Consider the following 16,499-nt stretch of genomic DNA (forward strand, 5'->3'; position numbering starts at 1 on the left):
TTTATAAACCGAGCAATTCTTCAACTTCGTTTTTAATCAGGGTGACGTGCGGGCCGTAAACCACCTGAACGCCCTGGCCGCGAATAAACGCGCCCCGGCTGCCCAGCGCCTTAAAGTCGTCTATTTTCACCTGTTCCGGGGCGTTTACCGTCACGCGAAGGCGCGTGGCACAGCAATCCACATCCACGATATTGGCCCGACCGCCCAGCGCCTCGACGATGCCCGCCGCCCGCTCGCTCCCGGATATCGCCACCTCAGGTGTTTCTTCGCTCTGATCTTCGCGGCCCGGCGTTTTAAGCTGCCGCCACTGAATAAGAAACCGAAATGAAAAGTAATACAGGCAGAACATCATCACGCCCAGCGGCAACATCAGCAGCCAGTTGGTTTTGGCATTGCCCTGAAGGACGCCAAACAGCAGGAAATCCACCAGCCCGCCAGAGAACGTCTGCCCGACGGTGATTTCCAGAATATGCGTACACATGAATGCCACGCCGGTCAGGACGATATGGACGACATACAGCAGCGGCGCGCAGAACATAAAGGCGAACTCCAGCGGCTCGGTAATGCCGGTGACAAAGGCAGTCAGCGCGGCGGAGAGCATCAGGCTGGCAACCTTTTTCTTATTCTCCGGTTTCGCACACTGGTAAATCGCCAGCGCCGCGCCCGGCAGGCCAAACATAAAATCAGCAAATCGTCCGGCCATAAAGCGTGAGACGCCGATGTAATACTGTGTCACGGTCGGATCGGCTAATTGCGCAAAAAAGATTTTCTGCGTGCCTTCGACGACATGACCGTTGACGACCGCCTCGCCGCCTACGCTGGTCAGCCAGAACGGCAGATAAAAAAGGTGATGCAGGCCTAATGGAATCAGGCATTTGAGGATCATGCCGTAAAACAGGGTGCCGACATATCCCGTTTTCTCTACCAGCCCGCCCATATGGCTGATACCCGCCTGGATGGGTGGCCAGAGCCAGAACAGCGCGACGCCGAGAAAGATGGCAAAAAAGGAGGTAACGATGGGTACGAAGCGCGAACCGCTGAAAAAAGCCAGCAGCGTGGGCAACTCGGTTTTACCATAGCGGGCATGCACCCATGAGGTCAGCAAACCAGACATAATGCCGCCCATGACGCCGGTCTGCAGCGTGGTGATCCCCAGTACACTGGCCTGCCCCGCCGCCGCAAGGTTATCCGTCGCCAGCGTTCCCGTCAGCAGTAGTGACGCGTTAATGGCTTTATTCATCACCAGAAAACACAGCACGGCTGCCAGACCTGCCGTGCCTTTATCGCTTCGGGCCAGCCCGACCGCAATTCCCACGGAGAACAGGAGAGCGAGGTTATCGAAAACCACGCTGCCGCAAAGTTTCATGACGGTGAAGATGGCCTGTACGACGTTGTTGTCGAGAAAAGCGTAGGTAGAGATTGTAACCGGATTGGTGAACACGCCGCCAAAACCCAGCAGCATACCGGCTGCGGGTAAAACGGCGATAGGCAGCATAAACGATTTACCCAGATTCTGTGCTCCGGAAAATAATGTGCTCATAGTGTTCCCTGGTGTTGGCGAAAGAAATTAAAGTTTCAGTTTATAAAATTCTTTATGAAATTATTATTCCGATCATTTGGTCAAAATGCCAACACCGGCTGGTGCGTTTAGTGAGCGACATCACTAATTTTTTTGCTGTCATCGCAGTGACATGTTTTGTGGCGATGGTTTCACGGGTGAGTCAGGCGGTAAGAAAATTACAGCGCAAATTTTGACCACAGCGCAATTTGCGTTTGATCACACTCGGAAAAATCCTGACAAAAATATCTTGTGATCTAACTCACAAATAATTCACAAAAAGGGAGATTAAAAGTGTGATTAACATCACATTAACGCCCCGATGGTGGCCCTTTTTAGCGCTATGTTCTTTTTTTACACATGTTATTTGTGATCGGAATCACTACAAACAGTCGTTAACCCCCTGTGTTTAAGTGATCCACATCACATAAAAGGGGGCTCTCTGGACAGTTGAAGGTTTAAGTGCCAGATTTCGCATCATCAACAGGGTACGGCTACCTCTGCCGCCATTTTAACAAAAAACACGGGCTTCCAGCCTCGCGACAGTACACATAAGAAGGGGTGTTTTATGTCATCCGATATCAAGATCAGAGTGCAAAGCTTTGGTCGTTTCCTCAGCAACATGGTGATGCCAAATATCGGCGCGTTTATCGCGTGGGGTATTATCACCGCGTTATTTATTCCAACAGGGTGGTTGCCTAACGAAACGCTGGCGAAACTGGTTGGCCCGATGATCACCTATCTGCTGCCGCTGCTTATCGGTTATACCGGTGGTCGTCTGGTGGGCGGCGATCGCGGCGGCGTAGTTGGTGCTATCACGACCATGGGCGTGATCGTCGGTGCCGATATGCCGATGTTCCTCGGCGCAATGATTGCCGGTCCGCTGGGCGGCTGGGCGATCAAACGTTTTGATATGTGGGTAGACGGTAAGATCAAGTCCGGTTTTGAAATGCTGGTGAATAACTTCTCCGCTGGCATCATCGGGATGATCCTCGCGATTCTGGCATTCCTTGGCATTGGCCCTGCGGTTGAAGTGCTGTCCAAAGTGCTGGCAGCCGGCGTTAACTTCATGGTGGTCCATGAAATGCTGCCGCTGGCGTCTATTTTTGTTGAGCCGGCGAAAATCCTGTTCCTCAACAACGCCATCAACCACGGTATTTTCTCACCGCTGGGTATTCAGCAGTCTCACGACCTCGGCAAGTCTATCTTCTTCCTGATTGAAGCTAACCCGGGTCCGGGTATGGGCGTACTGCTGGCGTACATGTTCTTTGGTCGCGGCAGCGCTAAACAGTCTGCGGGCGGTGCGGCAATCATCCATTTCCTCGGTGGTATCCACGAAATCTACTTCCCGTATGTGCTGATGAACCCGCGTCTGCTGCTTGCCGTTATCCTCGGCGGTATGACTGGTGTGTTCACCCTGACCATGCTGAACGGCGGCCTGGTGTCTCCGGCGTCTCCGGGCTCCATCCTGGCCGTGCTGGCGATGACGCCGAAGGGCGCGTATTTTGCTAACATCGCGGCCATCGTTGCTGCGCTGATCGTCTCCTTCGTGGTTTCCGCTATCCTGCTCAAAACCAGCAAAGTGAAAGAAGACGACGACATTGAAGCCGCCACGCGTCGCGTACAGGACATGAAAGCCCAGTCGAAAGGCGCAACGCCGCTGGCAACGGGCGATGTCACTAACGACCTGAGCCACGTGCGTAAAATCATCGTTGCCTGCGATGCCGGTATGGGCTCCAGCGCCATGGGCGCGGGCGTGCTGCGTAAGAAAGTGCAGGACGCGGGCCTGACCAATATTTCCGTCACCAATACCGCGATTAACAACCTGCCGCCGGATGTTGACCTGGTCATCACCCACCGCGATCTGACCGAGCGTGCAATGCGTCAGGTGCCGCAGGCGCAGCATATTTCGCTGACCAACTTCCTTGATAGCGGCCTGTATACCAGCCTCACCGAACGTCTGGTGGCTGCGCAGCGTCACACGGATAACGAAGTGAAAGTTCGCTCCAGCTTGCAGGACAGCTTTGATCAGCCGGACAACAACCTGTTCAAACTGGGCGCGGAAAACATCTTCCTCGGTCGCACCGCGGCGACTAAAGAAGAAGCGATTCTGTTTGCCGGGGAACAACTGGTGAAAGGCGGCTACGTTGAGCCTGAATATGTTCAGGCGATGCTGGACCGTGAAAAACTGACCCCGACCTACCTTGGCGAGTCCATCGCCGTTCCGCACGGTACAGTGGAAGCGAAAGACCGCGTGCTGAAGACCGGTGTGGTATTCTGCCAGTATCCGCAGGGCGTCCGCTTTGGTGAAGAAGAAGACGACATCGCCCGCCTGGTGATTGGTATCGCCGCGCGCAATAACGAGCACGTTCAGGTGATTACCAGCCTGACCAACGCGCTGGATGATGAAACCGTCATCGAACGTCTGACACAGACCCAGAGCGTTGACGAAGTGCTGGCGCTGCTGTCAGGTAATAAGTAAAGTTTGGCCGCACCTCTGCGGGGGTGCGGCTCTGACTCTCTCCCTCGGGAGAGGGTTAGGGTGAGGGACGTGCCTCACCCCAGCCCTCTTGGGTAAAAACATTGATAAAGGTTATTTCTATGAAAGCATTACATTTTGGCGCAGGTAATATCGGTCGTGGCTTCATTGGCAAACTGCTTGCCGATGCGGGGATCGCGCTGACATTCGCTGATGTGAATCAGGTGGTTCTTGACGCCCTGAATGCCCGTCATAGCTATCAGGTCCACGTGGTTGGCGAAAATGAGCAGGTCGATACCGTTTCTGGCGTGAATGCCGTCAGCAGCATTGGTGATGACGTGGTTGATTTGATAGCCCAGGTTGATCTGGTGACAACCGCCGTCGGCCCGGTGGTGCTTGAGCGTATTGCTCCGGCGATCGCTAAAGGTCTGGCGAAACGCAAAGCGCAGGGCATCACTACGCCGCTGAACATCATTGCCTGTGAAAACATGGTGCGCGGCACCACCCAGCTTAAAGGGCATGTTTTCGCCGCGCTGGCGGAAGAGGATAAAGCGTGGGTTGAAGAGCATGTCGGCTTTGTTGACTCGGCTGTTGACCGTATTGTGCCACCATCAGCCTCTGCGACTAACGATCCGCTGGAAGTGACCGTTGAGACCTTCAGCGAATGGATTGTTGATAAGACCCAGTTCAAAGGTGACCTGCCGACCATTCCGGGTATGGAGCTGACCGACAATCTGATGGCTTTCGTAGAACGTAAACTGTTCACCCTCAACACCGGTCACGCCATCACCGCTTACCTTGGCCAGCTTGCCGGTCATCAAACCATCCGTGATGCCATTCTGGATAAAAAAATCCGCACCGTGGTACAGGGCGCGATGGAAGAGAGCGGCGCGGTATTGATCAAGCGCTACGGTTTCGATGCCGAGAAGCATGCAGCCTACATTCACAAAATTCTCGGCCGCTTTGAAAACCCGTACCTGAAAGATGATGTTGAACGCGTAGGACGTCAGCCGCTGCGTAAATTAAGCGCAGGGGATCGTCTGATCAAACCGCTGCTGGGCACACTGGAGTATCATCTGCCGCACGCGAATCTGGTGAAAGGGATTGCTGCCGCGATGCATTATCGTAGCGAGCAGGACCCGCAGGCGCAGGAACTGGTTGCGCTTATCAACGAAAAAGGCCCACAGGACGCTCTCGCACAGCTTTCTGGTCTCGACGCGAATAGCGAAGTTGTTGAGAAAGCCGTGGCTGAATACAACGCCACCAAATGATGACCGATCTGGCGCAGGCTACTCTGCGCCACCATTTTAGATTGTCAGATATGCAGGCAATAATGGAAGAAACCCAGGCCTTTGAAAACCGTGTGCTTGAGCGTCTGAATGCTGGCAAAACCGTAAGAAGCTTTTTGATTGCCGCCGTTGAACTCCTCACCGAAGCGGTCAATATTCTGGTTATGCAGGTGTTCCGCAAAGATGACTACGCGGTCAAATATGCGGTTGAGCCGCTGCTGGACGGCAATGGTCCACTGGGCGATCTTTCTGTGCGTCTGAAGCTTATTTATGGCCTTGGTGTTATCAGCCGGCCTGAATACGAAGATGCAGAGCTACTGATGGCGCTGCGCGAAGAGCTGAATCACGACGGTAATGAATATACGTTTACTGACGATGAGATCCTCGGACCGTTTGGCGAGCTGCACTGCGTGACCGCCCTGCCTCCCGAGCCGCAGTTCGACGACAGTGACCCAGAGCTTCTGGCAATGCAAAACCAGCGTTATCAGCAGGTTGTTCGCTCCACGATGGTACTTTCCCTGACTGAGCTGATCTCCCGCATCAGCTTAAAAAAAGCCTTTCAGAAGTAACCTCCCGCGCATTGGTGTATCCTTAGCGCAATCATCCCGATTCAGAGTTAATTTGTTATGAAAGAAGTCGAAAAAAACGAAATCAAACGCCTGAGCGATCGCCTAGATCTGATCCGCCACCAGCAGGCAGGCCTGTCGCTGGTCGAGAGCGCTGAAAAATACGCCGAGCTGGAAAAAGAGAAAGAAACGCTGGAAACCGAAATTGCCCGCCTGCGTGACGTTCACGGTCAGAAGCTGAGTAAAGAGGCGCAAAAGCTGAGCAAACTGCCGTTCCGTCGTGCCATCACGAAGAAAGAGCAGGCCGATATGGGCAAGCTGAAAAAAAGCGTCCGCGGTCTGGTTGTCGTGCACCCGATGACTGCGCTGGGCCGTGAGATGGGACTGAAAGAAGTGACGGGGTTTGCGAAGGGGGAGTTTTAATAAATCGCATGATAGTTATCAGGAGGCAAAATGACATTTTACTCCGTTGAAATAGTAGCGATTCCATCGCCGCATTTCTCAGTTTTTTAGATAAAGACATTTCGATAAGGCGGGACTGTATTATCCCTCTTAATCCCGCATTATGGCAGCAGGCCTGCCAGTTAACGTTGGATATTGAGATCGATTTAAACGCAAAACTGGAAGATGACGAATAACTTCATTTATTACGGAAAAAAATAACAAGTAGGTGACAACCTGCTTGAGGTTGATGGCAAACCTGTTTTGCGACTGTGTTCACCGTTTTGCCGGGCGGCGACCTCGCCTTACCCGGCCTGTAAAAAAGCTATCAACATCAATATGTTATTCGTAACCCGTAGGCCTGTGCAAGCGAAGCGCCGCCAGGCATAATTCCACGGTATAACCGTTGTCAGCAGTTTGACGTAGGTGACAACCTACTTTATCCCCAGGGTTATTTGCCGGATGACGCTTCGCTTATCCGGCCTACTCTAAAGTCAAACTCTGGCATTAAACATTCAGGTATTATGTATACGTTGCCAATTCATCTCGCCCTATTGGCCCTACCAATTCCCTCTTCAACCCACCCATACTTCACAATTCCTTAATTTATACTCACACATACGTTGCTTACCCATAACATTTAGTTAACCTTTCACTGTCGTGACCCTAAACCCTCATATTGGCAGGACCACTTTTACACAGAATGTGACGCAGCAATGAGCGCAGACTCACTGCGCTGGGTAGCGGTGGGCCTCAGGAGACCTGCATGAATCTTTGGCAACAAAATTACGATCCGGCCGGTAACATCTGGCTATCGAGCCTGATCGCCTCGCTTCCGATTCTCTTTTTCTTCTTTGCGCTGATAAAGCTCAAACTGAAAGGCTACATCGCCGCCACCTATACAGTGATTATTGCCCTGCTGGTGGCGTTATTCTTTTATAAAATGCCAGTCGATCGCGCGCTGGCGTCGGTGGTGTACGGCTTCTTCTACGGTCTGTGGCCCATTGCCTGGATCATCATCGCTGCGGTGTTTGTTTATAAGATTTCGGTGAAAACCGGCCAGTTCGACATTATCCGCTCGTCGATTCTATCGATTACCCCGGACCAGCGCCTGCAAATGCTGATCGTAGGGTTTTCATTCGGCGCGTTTCTCGAGGGGGCGGCGGGCTTTGGCGCACCGGTAGCCATCACCGCCGCACTGCTGGTCGGTCTCGGCTTTAATCCGCTGTACGCTGCCGGGCTGTGCCTGATAGTCAACACCGCACCGGTGGCGTTCGGGGCAATGGGTATTCCGATTCTGGTTGCCGGGCAGGTCACGGGGCTGGATAGCTTTGAGATTGGGCAGATGGTGGGCCGTCAGTTACCGTTCCTGACCATCATTGTGCTGTTCTGGATCATGGCGATTATGGACGGCTGGCGCGGCGTGAAAGAGACGTGGCCTGCGGTAATGGTGGCGGGCGGCTCGTTTGCAATCGCCCAGTATTTAAGCTCCAACTTTATTGGACCGGAGCTGCCGGACATCATCTCGTCACTGGTGTCGCTGGTGTGCCTGACGCTGTTCCTGAAGCGCTGGAAGCCCGTGCGTATTTTCCGCTTTGGCGACATGGGCGCGGCACAGGTCGATCCTTCTGTTGACCGTGTCCGTTATACGTCAGGGCAGATCCTGCGAGCCTGGTCGCCGTTCCTGTTCCTGACCGCAACGGTGACGCTGTGGAGCATCCCACCGTTTAAAGCCCTCTTCGCGCCCGGCGGCGCGATGTATGACTGGGTGATCAACGTTCCGGTGCCGTTCCTCGACAAGCTGGTCGCTCGTATGCCGCCTGTCGTCCACGAGGCAACCGCCTATGCCGCGGTCTATAAGTTTGACTGGTTCTCCGCCACCGGCACGGCGATCCTGTTTGCCGCATTGTTGTCTATCCTTTGGTTAAAGATGAAGCCGGGCGCGGCGCTGCACACATTCGGCAGCACGCTGAAAGAACTGGCATTGCCGATTTACTCAATTGGGATGGTGCTGGCTTTCGCGTTTATTTCCAACTACTCCGGGTTGTCGTCGACGCTGGCGCTGGCGCTGGCGCACACCGGCCACGCGTTTACCTTCTTCTCGCCGTTCCTCGGCTGGCTGGGGGTATTCCTGACCGGTTCGGATACCTCATCAAACGCGCTGTTTGCCGCGCTTCAGGCCACTGCCGCGCAACAAATCGGCGTCTCGGACATCCTGCTGGTTGCAGCGAACACCACCGGTGGCGTGACCGGCAAGATGATTTCTCCGCAGTCCATCGCCATTGCCTGTGCTGCGGTAGGGCTGGTCGGCAAGGAGTCGGATCTGTTCCGCTTTACCGTCAAACACAGCCTGATTTTCACCTGTATGGTGGGCGTGATCACCACGCTTCAGGCCTATGTTTTAACCTGGATGATACCGTGATAGTGATGCCAAAACGCCTGGCGGACCATGTTGCCGACCGTCTGCGGGCGATGATTGAAGAACAGCAACTGGAGGCGGGCATGCGTTTGCCCGCTGAACGCCAGCTCGCCGTACAGCTTGGGGTATCGCGCAATTCCCTGCGCGAAGCGATTGCCCGGCTTAACAGCGAAGGGCTGCTGTTAAGCCGTCGCGGTGGCGGGACGTTTGTCCGCTGGCAACATGAAAGCTGGTCTGAGCAAAATATCGTTCAGCCGTTAAAAACGCTACTGGCGGACGATCCGGATTACAGTTTCGACATTCTGGAAGCCCGCCACGCCATTGAGGCCAGCACCGCGGGGCACGCGGCGCTGCGTGCCACGACGGCGGACAAAGAGAAGATCAGGCTCTGCTTTGACGCCACGCTGGGCGAAGACCCGGATCTGGCCTCGCAGGCGGATGTCCGTTTTCATCTCGCGATTGCCGAGGCTTCCCATAACGTTGTGCTGCTGCAAACCATGCGCGGCTTCTTTGACTTGCTGCAGTCCTCGGTCAAACAGAGCCGCCAGCGCATGTATCTGGTGCCACCCGTTTTTGCCTGCCTGACCGAACAGCACCAGGCGGTGATGGACGCCATCCTCGCTGGTGACGCCGACGGCGCACGCAAGGCGATGATGGCGCACCTCAAATTCGTCCACACCACGATTAAACGCTTCGATGAAGATCAGGCCCGTCAGGCGCGAATTACCCGCCTGCCCGGCGATCAGAACGATAATACAAGGGAGACTAAATCATGATTATTTCCGCCGCCAGCGACTATCGCGCCGCCGCGCAACGCATCCTGCCGCCGTTCTTGTTTCATTATATCGACGGCGGCGCTTATGCCGAATATACCCTGCGCCGCAATGTGGAAGATCTGTCGCAAATTGCCCTGCGCCAGCGCGTGCTGAAAAATATGTCCGATCTGAGCCTTGAAACCACGCTGTTTAACGAAAAACTCTCTATGCCGGTGGCGCTGGCCCCGGTTGGCCTGTGCGGAATGTACGCCCGTCGAGGGGAAGTTCAGGCCGCGGCAGCAGCGGACGCGAAAGGCATTCCGTTTACCCTCTCCACCGTGTCCGTGTGTCCGATTGAAGAGGTCGCGCCAACCCTCAAACGCCCTATGTGGTTCCAGCTCTACGTCCTGCGCGATCGTGGGTTTATGCGTAATGCGCTGGAGCGGGCGAAGGCGGCGGGCTGCTCCACGCTGGTGTTTACCGTCGATATGCCGACGCCGGGCGCGCGCTATCGTGACGCCCACTCCGGTATGAGCGGTGCCAATGCCGCGCTGCGCCGCTACTGGCAGGCGGTAACTCACCCGCAGTGGGCGTGGGACGTTGGCGTTAATGGCCGCCCGCACGATTTGGGCAATATCTCGACCTATCTTGGCAAGCCGACCGGGCTTGAAGATTATATCGGCTGGCTGGCGAACAACTTCGATCCGTCTATCTCCTGGAAAGACCTCGAATGGATTCGCGAATTCTGGGACGGGCCGATGGTGATCAAGGGGATACTCGATCCGGACGACGCCCGCGACGCGGTACGCTTTGGCGCGGACGGGATCGTGGTTTCCAACCACGGCGGCCGTCAGCTTGACGGCGTGCTTTCCTCTGCACGCGCCCTGCCCGCCATTGCCGACGCGGTGAAAGGCGACATCGCTATTCTCGCCGACAGCGGCATTCGTAACGGCCTCGACGTGGTGCGGATGATCGCACTGGGTGCAGATACCGTACTGCTTGGTCGTGCGTATCTTTATGCGCTGGCGACGCACGGGCAGGCTGGGGTCGCCAATCTGCTGAATCTGATTGAGAAAGAAATGCGGGTAGCAATGACGCTGACCGGGGCGAAATCGATTCAGGAGATCACTGAGGATTCGCTGGTGCGCGAGCTGGGAAAAGACCTGCCCAACGCGCTTGCGCCACTGACGCACGGCGATGCGGCGTAATTCCCCTCACCCAGCCCTCTCCCTCAGGGAGAGGGAGCCGTCCGTATCCTGTACGCTGAAACGTCGCTCAACGTGGCCGGAAAATGCGCGATAGAAGAGTTCATAAAGAGGATATTCCGGCCAGCAATAAAAGGCGTATCTGGCTGCGGAAAAATGAAAATATCTGCTATTCTGCCCCCGCAATTTAAGGGGGCAGTATGCTGAACATCGTGTTATTCGAACCAGAAATCCCGCCGAATACGGGAAACATCATCCGTCTGTGCGCCAATACCGGCTTTCGTCTGCATATCATTGAGCCGATGGGCTTTGCGTGGGACGACAAACGCCTGCGCCGCGCCGGGCTGGATTACCACGAATTTACCGCCGTCACGCGCCATCACAATTATGCCGCCTTTGTTGAAGCACAAAAGCCACAGCGCCTGTTCGCGTTAACCACTAAGGGCACGCCGGCGCACAGCGCGGTGAGTTATCAGGACGGAGATTATCTGATGTTCGGCCCGGAAACACGCGGGCTGCCTGCCAGCATTCTTGACGCATTACCGGCGGAGCAAAAAATTCGTATTCCGATGATGCCGGACAGCCGCAGCATGAATTTGTCTAACGCGGTGTCGGTCGTAGTGTATGAAGCCTGGCGACAGCTGGGGTATTCGGGCGCGGTGTTGAGAAACTGATATTGGCCAGGGTGTACGTCATGCCGGGCGACACTGCGTTTGCCCGGCCTACAGAAGTGCCGTATGGTCCACATACCCCAGGTCCGGTAAGCGCAGCGCCACCGGGCAGGCGGATGTAATGAGCGAATGCCAGTGAGAAGCGTTAAATCCCGTCCCCGTACTCAAACCCGTTATGCGCACTAAAATGCTGGTCCATATCCATTGCCGGTTTATCCGACTCCGGCTTGCCGACGATAAGCGCCGGGACGCCTGCGGCGGTGGTATGCGGCGGTACCGGTTGCAATACCACGGAACCCGCGCCAATTTTTGCGCCGCGTCCAACTTCAATGTTGCCAAGGATTTTCGCGCCCGCGCCGATCATCACCCCTTCGCGGATCTTCGGATGGCGGTCGCCGCTGGTTTTACCGGTCCCGCCCAGCGTTACCGATTGCAGAATAGAGACATCGTTTTCAATGACCGCCGTCTCGCCAACCACAATCCCGGTCGCGTGATCGAGCATGATCCCGTGCCCAATGGTGGCCGCCGGATGAATATCCACCTGAAAAGAAACGGACACCTGATTTTGCAGGAAAATGGCGAGTGCCTGACGGCCCTGATGCCACAGCCAGTGGCCGATGCGGTACGCCTGCAACGCGTGAAAGCCTTTCAGGTAGAGTAACGGCGTGGAGTATTTATCCACTGCCGGGTCGCGAGTGCGCACGGCCTGAATATCGCAGGCGGCGGAGGCAATCATCTCCGGGTCTGCTGCGTAGGCCTCTTCCACCACCTCGCGAATAGCGATGGCGGGCATAATTGGCGACGCCAGCTTATTGGCCAGCATATAGCTTAATGCGCTGCCAAGGTTTTCATGCTTGAGTAACGTCGCGTGATAAAAACTGGCCAGCATCGGCTCGCAATCTGCCAGCGCTCTTGCTTCGGCTTTAATATTGTTCCAGACGATATCCAGTTCTTCACACGGCATTGCTGACTCCAGACGGATTAATACGATCGGCCAGTTCTCTGCTGGCCGTATCTGAGATAACGGTATTCCCTGTGGTTAGTTGCTGCTGCGCTCGTCCTTGCGCGACCGACCTAATAAGGTCAATGCTGCCTCGCGGGCATTTTTTCCGCAATACAATACCTGATAAATTTCCTCAGTTATTGGCATCTCTACCCCAAAGCGGTGCGCCAGCGCGCGGACTTCTTTGGTATTGCGGTAACCTTCAACCACCTGGCCTATTTTGTCCTGTGCGCCCTGCACATCCATGCCCTGGCCGAGCATCATGCCAAAACGGCGGTTACGCGACTGATTGTCAGTACAGGTCAGCACCAGATCGCCCAGGCCCGCCATGCCCATAAAGGTGGCAGGATCGGCACCCAGCGCTGCGCCCAGGCGCGACATCTCGGTCAACCCACGGGTGATCAGGGCGGTACGGGCGTTGGCACCAAAGCCAATACCGTCCGACATGCCTGCGCCAATGGCGATAACGTTTTTCACTGCCCCGCCCAGCTGTACGCCGATGAAATCCGGGTTGCTGTAGACGCGGAAGCTTTTTCCGCAGTGTAAAAGCTGCTGGAGATCGTCGGAAAAAACCGGATCGGTGGAAGCCAGGGAGATTGCCGTCGGCAAACCCGCCGCCAGCTCTTTCGCAAAAGTCGGACCGGAAATTACCGCCAGCGGAATAGCATCACCCAGCGCTTCACGGGCGACATCCTGCAACAGGCGTCCGGTTTCGGCTTCCAGCCCCTTCGTTGCCCATACCAGACGCGCGTCAGGGCGCATCAGCGGCTTGATCTGGCGCAGCACTTCACCGAAGACATGGCTCGGCACCACCACCAGAATATTGCGGCTGGCGGCCAGCGCAGCGGCCAGGTCGCTCTCAAGGCGCAGCGTGTCCGGGAAAGGGACATCGGGAAGAAACGCGACGTTGCAGCGATCGTGCTCCAGCATCGCGATATGTTTTGGATCGTGGCCCCACAGCACAACCTGGTGGCCATTTCTTGCCAGGGTAATGGCAAGAGCGGTGCCGTACGAGCCAGCACCGATCACCGTCATTGAAGCGTTACTTTCGCTCATCAGGCATCCTGATGTTCTTCAGTACCTTCGCCTGCCTGCTGCTGCAAATAGTTCATAAACAGCGCATCAAAGTTAACCGGCGCAAGGTTCAGTTGCGGGAACGTACCGCGGGAAACCAGGCTGGTGATGCATTCGCGGGCATACGGGAACAGAATGTTCGGGCAGTATGCGCCGAGGCAATGCGCCATCTGAGTGCCTTCAATGCCTTCAATGGAGAAAATACCGCCCTGCTGGACTTCGCACAGGAACGCGGTTTCTTCGCCGAGAGAGGCGGTAACGGTTACACGCAGTACCACTTCGTAAACACCTTCAGCCAGCTGGCTGGATGCGGTATCCAGATCCAGTTTAACTTCCGGCTGCCAGTCCTTTTGAAAAACGTGCGGCGCGTTAGGCGCTTCGAAAGAGATGTCTTTGGTATAGATACGCTGGATCTGAAAAGCCATCTCAGTATTATTTTGTTCTGACATGTGAAAAACCCTTAAGTGTTGTCCTTAAAATATACGTCATCCTTCCGATTGCATCCCTGATGCCATCCTGAATGATGTGGTGTATACGTTAGCGCAGCAGAGGCTCCAGTCCACCACGTGCGTCAAGCGCATACAAGTCGTCACAGCCGCCAATGTGCTGCGCATCAATAAAAATCTGTGGGACGGTGGTGCGGCCGCTGCGTTGGATCATTTCCTCGCGTTTGTGCGCATCGCCATCAATCGGCAGCTCTTCAAACGTCACGCCTTTGCTGTTCAGCAGCGCTTTTGCGCGGTGGCAAAACGGGCAGGTGGCTTTGGTGTAGATCTCAATATTGGCCATATTTGTCTCTCCGGGTTATTTGCCGCGTACCAGAGGCAGGTTTTCACCGCTCCAGCCAGCAACGCCTTCTTTCAGTACGAAGACTTTTTCATAGCCGGCTTTGGTCAGCGCACTCGCTGATTCCTGGGCCTGCATACCTGTACCATCTACAACAATAATGGGTTTGTCTTTGTGTTTATCAAGCTCGCCGACGTTATTTGCTTTGATGTCGGCAGGCAGCACGTTAACAGAACCGGCAATATGGCCCTTACGGAAGTCGTCACGCTGGCGCAGGTCTACCACAACGGCATCTTCTTTATTAATCAGACGGGTCGCTTCACCGCGCGTAATGGTCTTCACTTTAGAGGTGAGGCCTTTAAAAGTGGTGAACAGTACGGCCACCAGCAATGCCACCCATGCGATACACAGTATGGGGTGACGGCTAACAAATTGCATAATTTCTTGCATGGGGGTAACAACTCCCGACGTAGTGATTGAAAAACCAGGGAAGGAGTATACCTGCGCAGTGTGGCAAATACAGCCAGCGAGCGTGATGTTATGCATTTTCTGCGGCACATCACGGAAAAATTTGTCGCCTGTAACGCAATTGGGGAGCCATGCAGCCGCTTTCTTTGATCTTCTGCGGCTATTTAATCGATTCAGTTGAAGTAATATTAGGCAAATTTTTTTGGCTCATGAGCATGAGGTTGTCGCAATGTCGATGTCTAAAAAACCAATGGTATTGGTGATTCTGGATGGCTATGGTTATCGCGAAGATAAGCAGGATAACGCCATTTCCGCTGCAAAAACTCCGGTAATGGATGCCCTGTGGGCAAAACGGCCGCATACGCTGATCGACGCCTCCGGGCTGGAAGTGGGTCTGCCGGACCGTCAGATGGGCAACTCGGAAGTGGGTCACGTTAACCTTGGCGCAGGCCGCATTGTTTACCAGGACCTGACCCGCCTGGATGTCGAAATTAAAGAACGCACTTTCTTCGCTAATCCGGTCCTGACCGCAGCGGTAGATAAAGCCAGCGCCGCAGGCAAAGCCGTGCACATTATTGGCCTGCTTTCTGCAGGGGGTGTTCACAGCCATGAAGATCACATTCTGGCGATGGTGGAACTGGCCGCAGAACGCGGCGCAGAGAAAATCTACCTGCACGCTTTCCTCGACGGTCGCGACACGCCGCCACGCAGCGCTGAAGGCTCCCTGAAAACCTTTGAAGACAAATTTGCCGCGCTGGGTAAAGGTCGCGTAGCGTCCATCATTGGCCGTTACTATGCGATGGATCGCGACAACCGCTGGGATCGCGTTGAACAGGCGTATGACCTGTTGACCCAGGCTAAAGGCGATTTCCAGGCTGATACCGCTGTAGCTGGCCTTGAGGCTGCCTATGCGCGCGATGAAAACGATGAATTCGTGAAAGCCACTGTGATCCGCGCTGAAGGCCAGGCCGATGCGGCGATGCAAGACGGCGACGCGCTGATTTTCATGAACTTCCGAGCCGACCGTGCCCGTGAAATCACCCGCGCGTTTGTTAATGCCGATTTCGACGGCTTCGCCCGTAAGAAAAACGTGAAACTCGGTGATTTTGTCATGCTGACGGAATACGCGGCCGACATTAAAACCGCCGTCGCTTATCCGCCGTCTTCGCTGGAGAACACCTACGGCGAATGGATGGCGAAAAATGATAAAACCCAGTTACGCATCTCCGAAACGGAGAAATATGCGCACGTAACCTTCTTCTTTAATGGCGGCGTAGAAGAACCGTTTAAAGGTGAAGAACGCATTCTCATCAACTCGCCAAAAGTGGCAACTTACGATCTGCAACCGGAAATGAGCTCTGCCGAGCTGACCGAAAAACTGGTTGCTGCCATCGAAAGCGGTAAGTATGACACCATCATTTGTAACTATCCGAACGGCGACATGGTGGGTCATACCGGCGTGATGGAAGCCGCCATCAAAGCGGTTGAAGCGCTGGATCACTGCGTGGAGCAGGTGACGAAAGCGGTGGAGTCCGTTGGCGGACAACTGCTGATCACTGCTGACCACGGTAACGCAGAACAAATGCGCGATCCGTCTACCGGTCAGGCCCATACAGCCCACACCAACCTTCCGGTTCCTCTGATTTATGTCGGCGATAAAACCGTGACGGCAGTAGAGGGCGGCAAGCTTTCTGACATCGCGCCGACCATGCTGACGCTGATGGGAATGGAAATCCCGCAACAGATGACTGGTAAGCCGCTGTTCATCGTGGAATAATCCCTCCC

Annotated in this window: 16 protein-coding genes; 10 read left to right on the forward strand and 6 right to left on the reverse strand. The window is 55.0% G+C overall.

The window, feature by feature from the left end; genetic code table 11:
• Window position 1: 1 nt before the first annotated feature.
• Window positions 2-1,540: a PTS transporter subunit EIIC gene (locus CHU32_RS12865; protein ID WP_103675919.1), complete on the reverse strand. Its 1,539-nt coding sequence runs from the start codon at window positions 1,538-1,540 to the stop codon at window positions 2-4.
• Window positions 1,541-1,551: 11 nt separating this feature from the next.
• On the opposite strand from CHU32_RS12865, the gene CHU32_RS12870 reads away from it, so the two are divergent.
• The 9 genes from CHU32_RS12870 (at window position 1,552) to trmL (ending at window position 11,386) form a co-directional block, all read left to right on the forward strand.
• Entirely contained in the window at window positions 1,552-1,755 is a 204-nt protein-coding gene (locus tag CHU32_RS12870) for a hypothetical protein (protein WP_103675920.1), read from the forward strand.
• Between the two features lie 371 nt (window positions 1,756-2,126).
• Window positions 2,127-4,040, forward strand: a complete 1,914-nt coding sequence (locus CHU32_RS12875) for a PTS mannitol transporter subunit IICBA (RefSeq protein ID WP_103750861.1) — start codon at window positions 2,127-2,129, stop codon at window positions 4,038-4,040.
• Window positions 4,041-4,159: 119 nt separating this feature from the next.
• Window positions 4,160-5,308, forward strand: coding sequence for a mannitol-1-phosphate 5-dehydrogenase (gene mtlD / locus CHU32_RS12880; protein ID WP_103675922.1), 1,149 nt, complete (start codon window positions 4,160-4,162; stop codon window positions 5,306-5,308).
• Window positions 5,308-5,895, forward strand: coding sequence for a mannitol operon repressor MtlR (gene mtlR, locus CHU32_RS12885; RefSeq protein ID WP_176691653.1), 588 nt, complete (start codon window positions 5,308-5,310; stop codon window positions 5,893-5,895). The genes mtlD and mtlR overlap by 1 nt, the downstream gene beginning before the upstream one ends.
• A gap of 57 nt (window positions 5,896-5,952) precedes the next feature.
• On the forward strand, window positions 5,953-6,315 hold the full coding sequence (locus CHU32_RS12890; protein ID WP_103675924.1) for a YibL family ribosome-associated protein: 363 nt from the start codon (window positions 5,953-5,955) through the stop codon (window positions 6,313-6,315).
• Between the two features lie 784 nt (window positions 6,316-7,099).
• Complete coding sequence (gene lldP, locus CHU32_RS12895; RefSeq protein WP_103675925.1) at window positions 7,100-8,755, forward strand: L-lactate permease; 1,656 nt, start codon at window positions 7,100-7,102, stop codon at window positions 8,753-8,755.
• A complete protein-coding gene (gene lldR, locus CHU32_RS12900) occupies window positions 8,752-9,528 on the forward strand; it encodes a transcriptional regulator LldR (protein WP_103750862.1) in 777 nt (258 codons plus the stop codon). The genes lldP and lldR overlap by 4 nt, the downstream gene beginning before the upstream one ends.
• Complete coding sequence (gene lldD, locus CHU32_RS12905; RefSeq protein ID WP_103675927.1) at window positions 9,525-10,715, forward strand: FMN-dependent L-lactate dehydrogenase LldD; 1,191 nt, start codon at window positions 9,525-9,527, stop codon at window positions 10,713-10,715. The genes lldR and lldD overlap by 4 nt, the downstream gene beginning before the upstream one ends.
• 197 nt (window positions 10,716-10,912) lie before the next feature.
• Entirely contained in the window at window positions 10,913-11,386 is a 474-nt protein-coding gene (gene trmL, locus CHU32_RS12910) for a tRNA (uridine(34)/cytosine(34)/5-carboxymethylaminomethyluridine(34)-2'-O)-methyltransferase TrmL (protein ID WP_103675928.1), read from the forward strand.
• 142 nt (window positions 11,387-11,528) lie between these two features.
• Here trmL and cysE read toward each other — a convergent pair whose 3' ends face one another.
• The 5 genes from cysE to CHU32_RS12935 all read right to left on the reverse strand — a co-directional run bounded on the left by cysE (window position 11,529) and on the right by CHU32_RS12935 (window position 14,696).
• On the reverse strand, window positions 11,529-12,347 hold the full coding sequence (gene cysE / locus CHU32_RS12915) for a serine O-acetyltransferase (protein ID WP_103675929.1): 819 nt from the start codon (window positions 12,345-12,347) through the stop codon (window positions 11,529-11,531).
• Window positions 12,348-12,422: 75 nt separating this feature from the next.
• Complete coding sequence (gpsA, locus tag CHU32_RS12920) at window positions 12,423-13,442, reverse strand: NAD(P)H-dependent glycerol-3-phosphate dehydrogenase (RefSeq protein ID WP_103675930.1); 1,020 nt, start codon at window positions 13,440-13,442, stop codon at window positions 12,423-12,425.
• On the reverse strand, window positions 13,442-13,909 hold the full coding sequence (gene secB / locus CHU32_RS12925) for a protein-export chaperone SecB (protein ID WP_103675931.1): 468 nt from the start codon (window positions 13,907-13,909) through the stop codon (window positions 13,442-13,444). Before secB ends, gpsA begins: the two co-directional genes overlap by 1 nt.
• An 88-nt stretch (window positions 13,910-13,997) precedes the next feature.
• Entirely contained in the window at window positions 13,998-14,249 is a 252-nt protein-coding gene (gene grxC / locus CHU32_RS12930; RefSeq protein ID WP_103675932.1) for a glutaredoxin 3, read from the reverse strand.
• Between the two features lie 15 nt (window positions 14,250-14,264).
• Entirely contained in the window at window positions 14,265-14,696 is a 432-nt protein-coding gene (locus CHU32_RS12935) for a rhodanese-like domain-containing protein (RefSeq protein ID WP_103675933.1), read from the reverse strand.
• Between the two features lie 247 nt (window positions 14,697-14,943).
• On the opposite strand from CHU32_RS12935, the gene gpmM reads away from it, so the two are divergent.
• On the forward strand, window positions 14,944-16,491 hold the full coding sequence (gene gpmM / locus CHU32_RS12940) for a 2,3-bisphosphoglycerate-independent phosphoglycerate mutase (RefSeq protein WP_103675934.1): 1,548 nt from the start codon (window positions 14,944-14,946) through the stop codon (window positions 16,489-16,491).
• Window positions 16,492-16,499 lie beyond the last annotated feature (8 nt).

The organism is Superficieibacter electus (genome assembly GCF_002915575.1).
In the GTDB taxonomy this organism is placed as follows: Bacteria; Pseudomonadota; Gammaproteobacteria; order Enterobacterales; family Enterobacteriaceae; genus Superficieibacter; species Superficieibacter electus.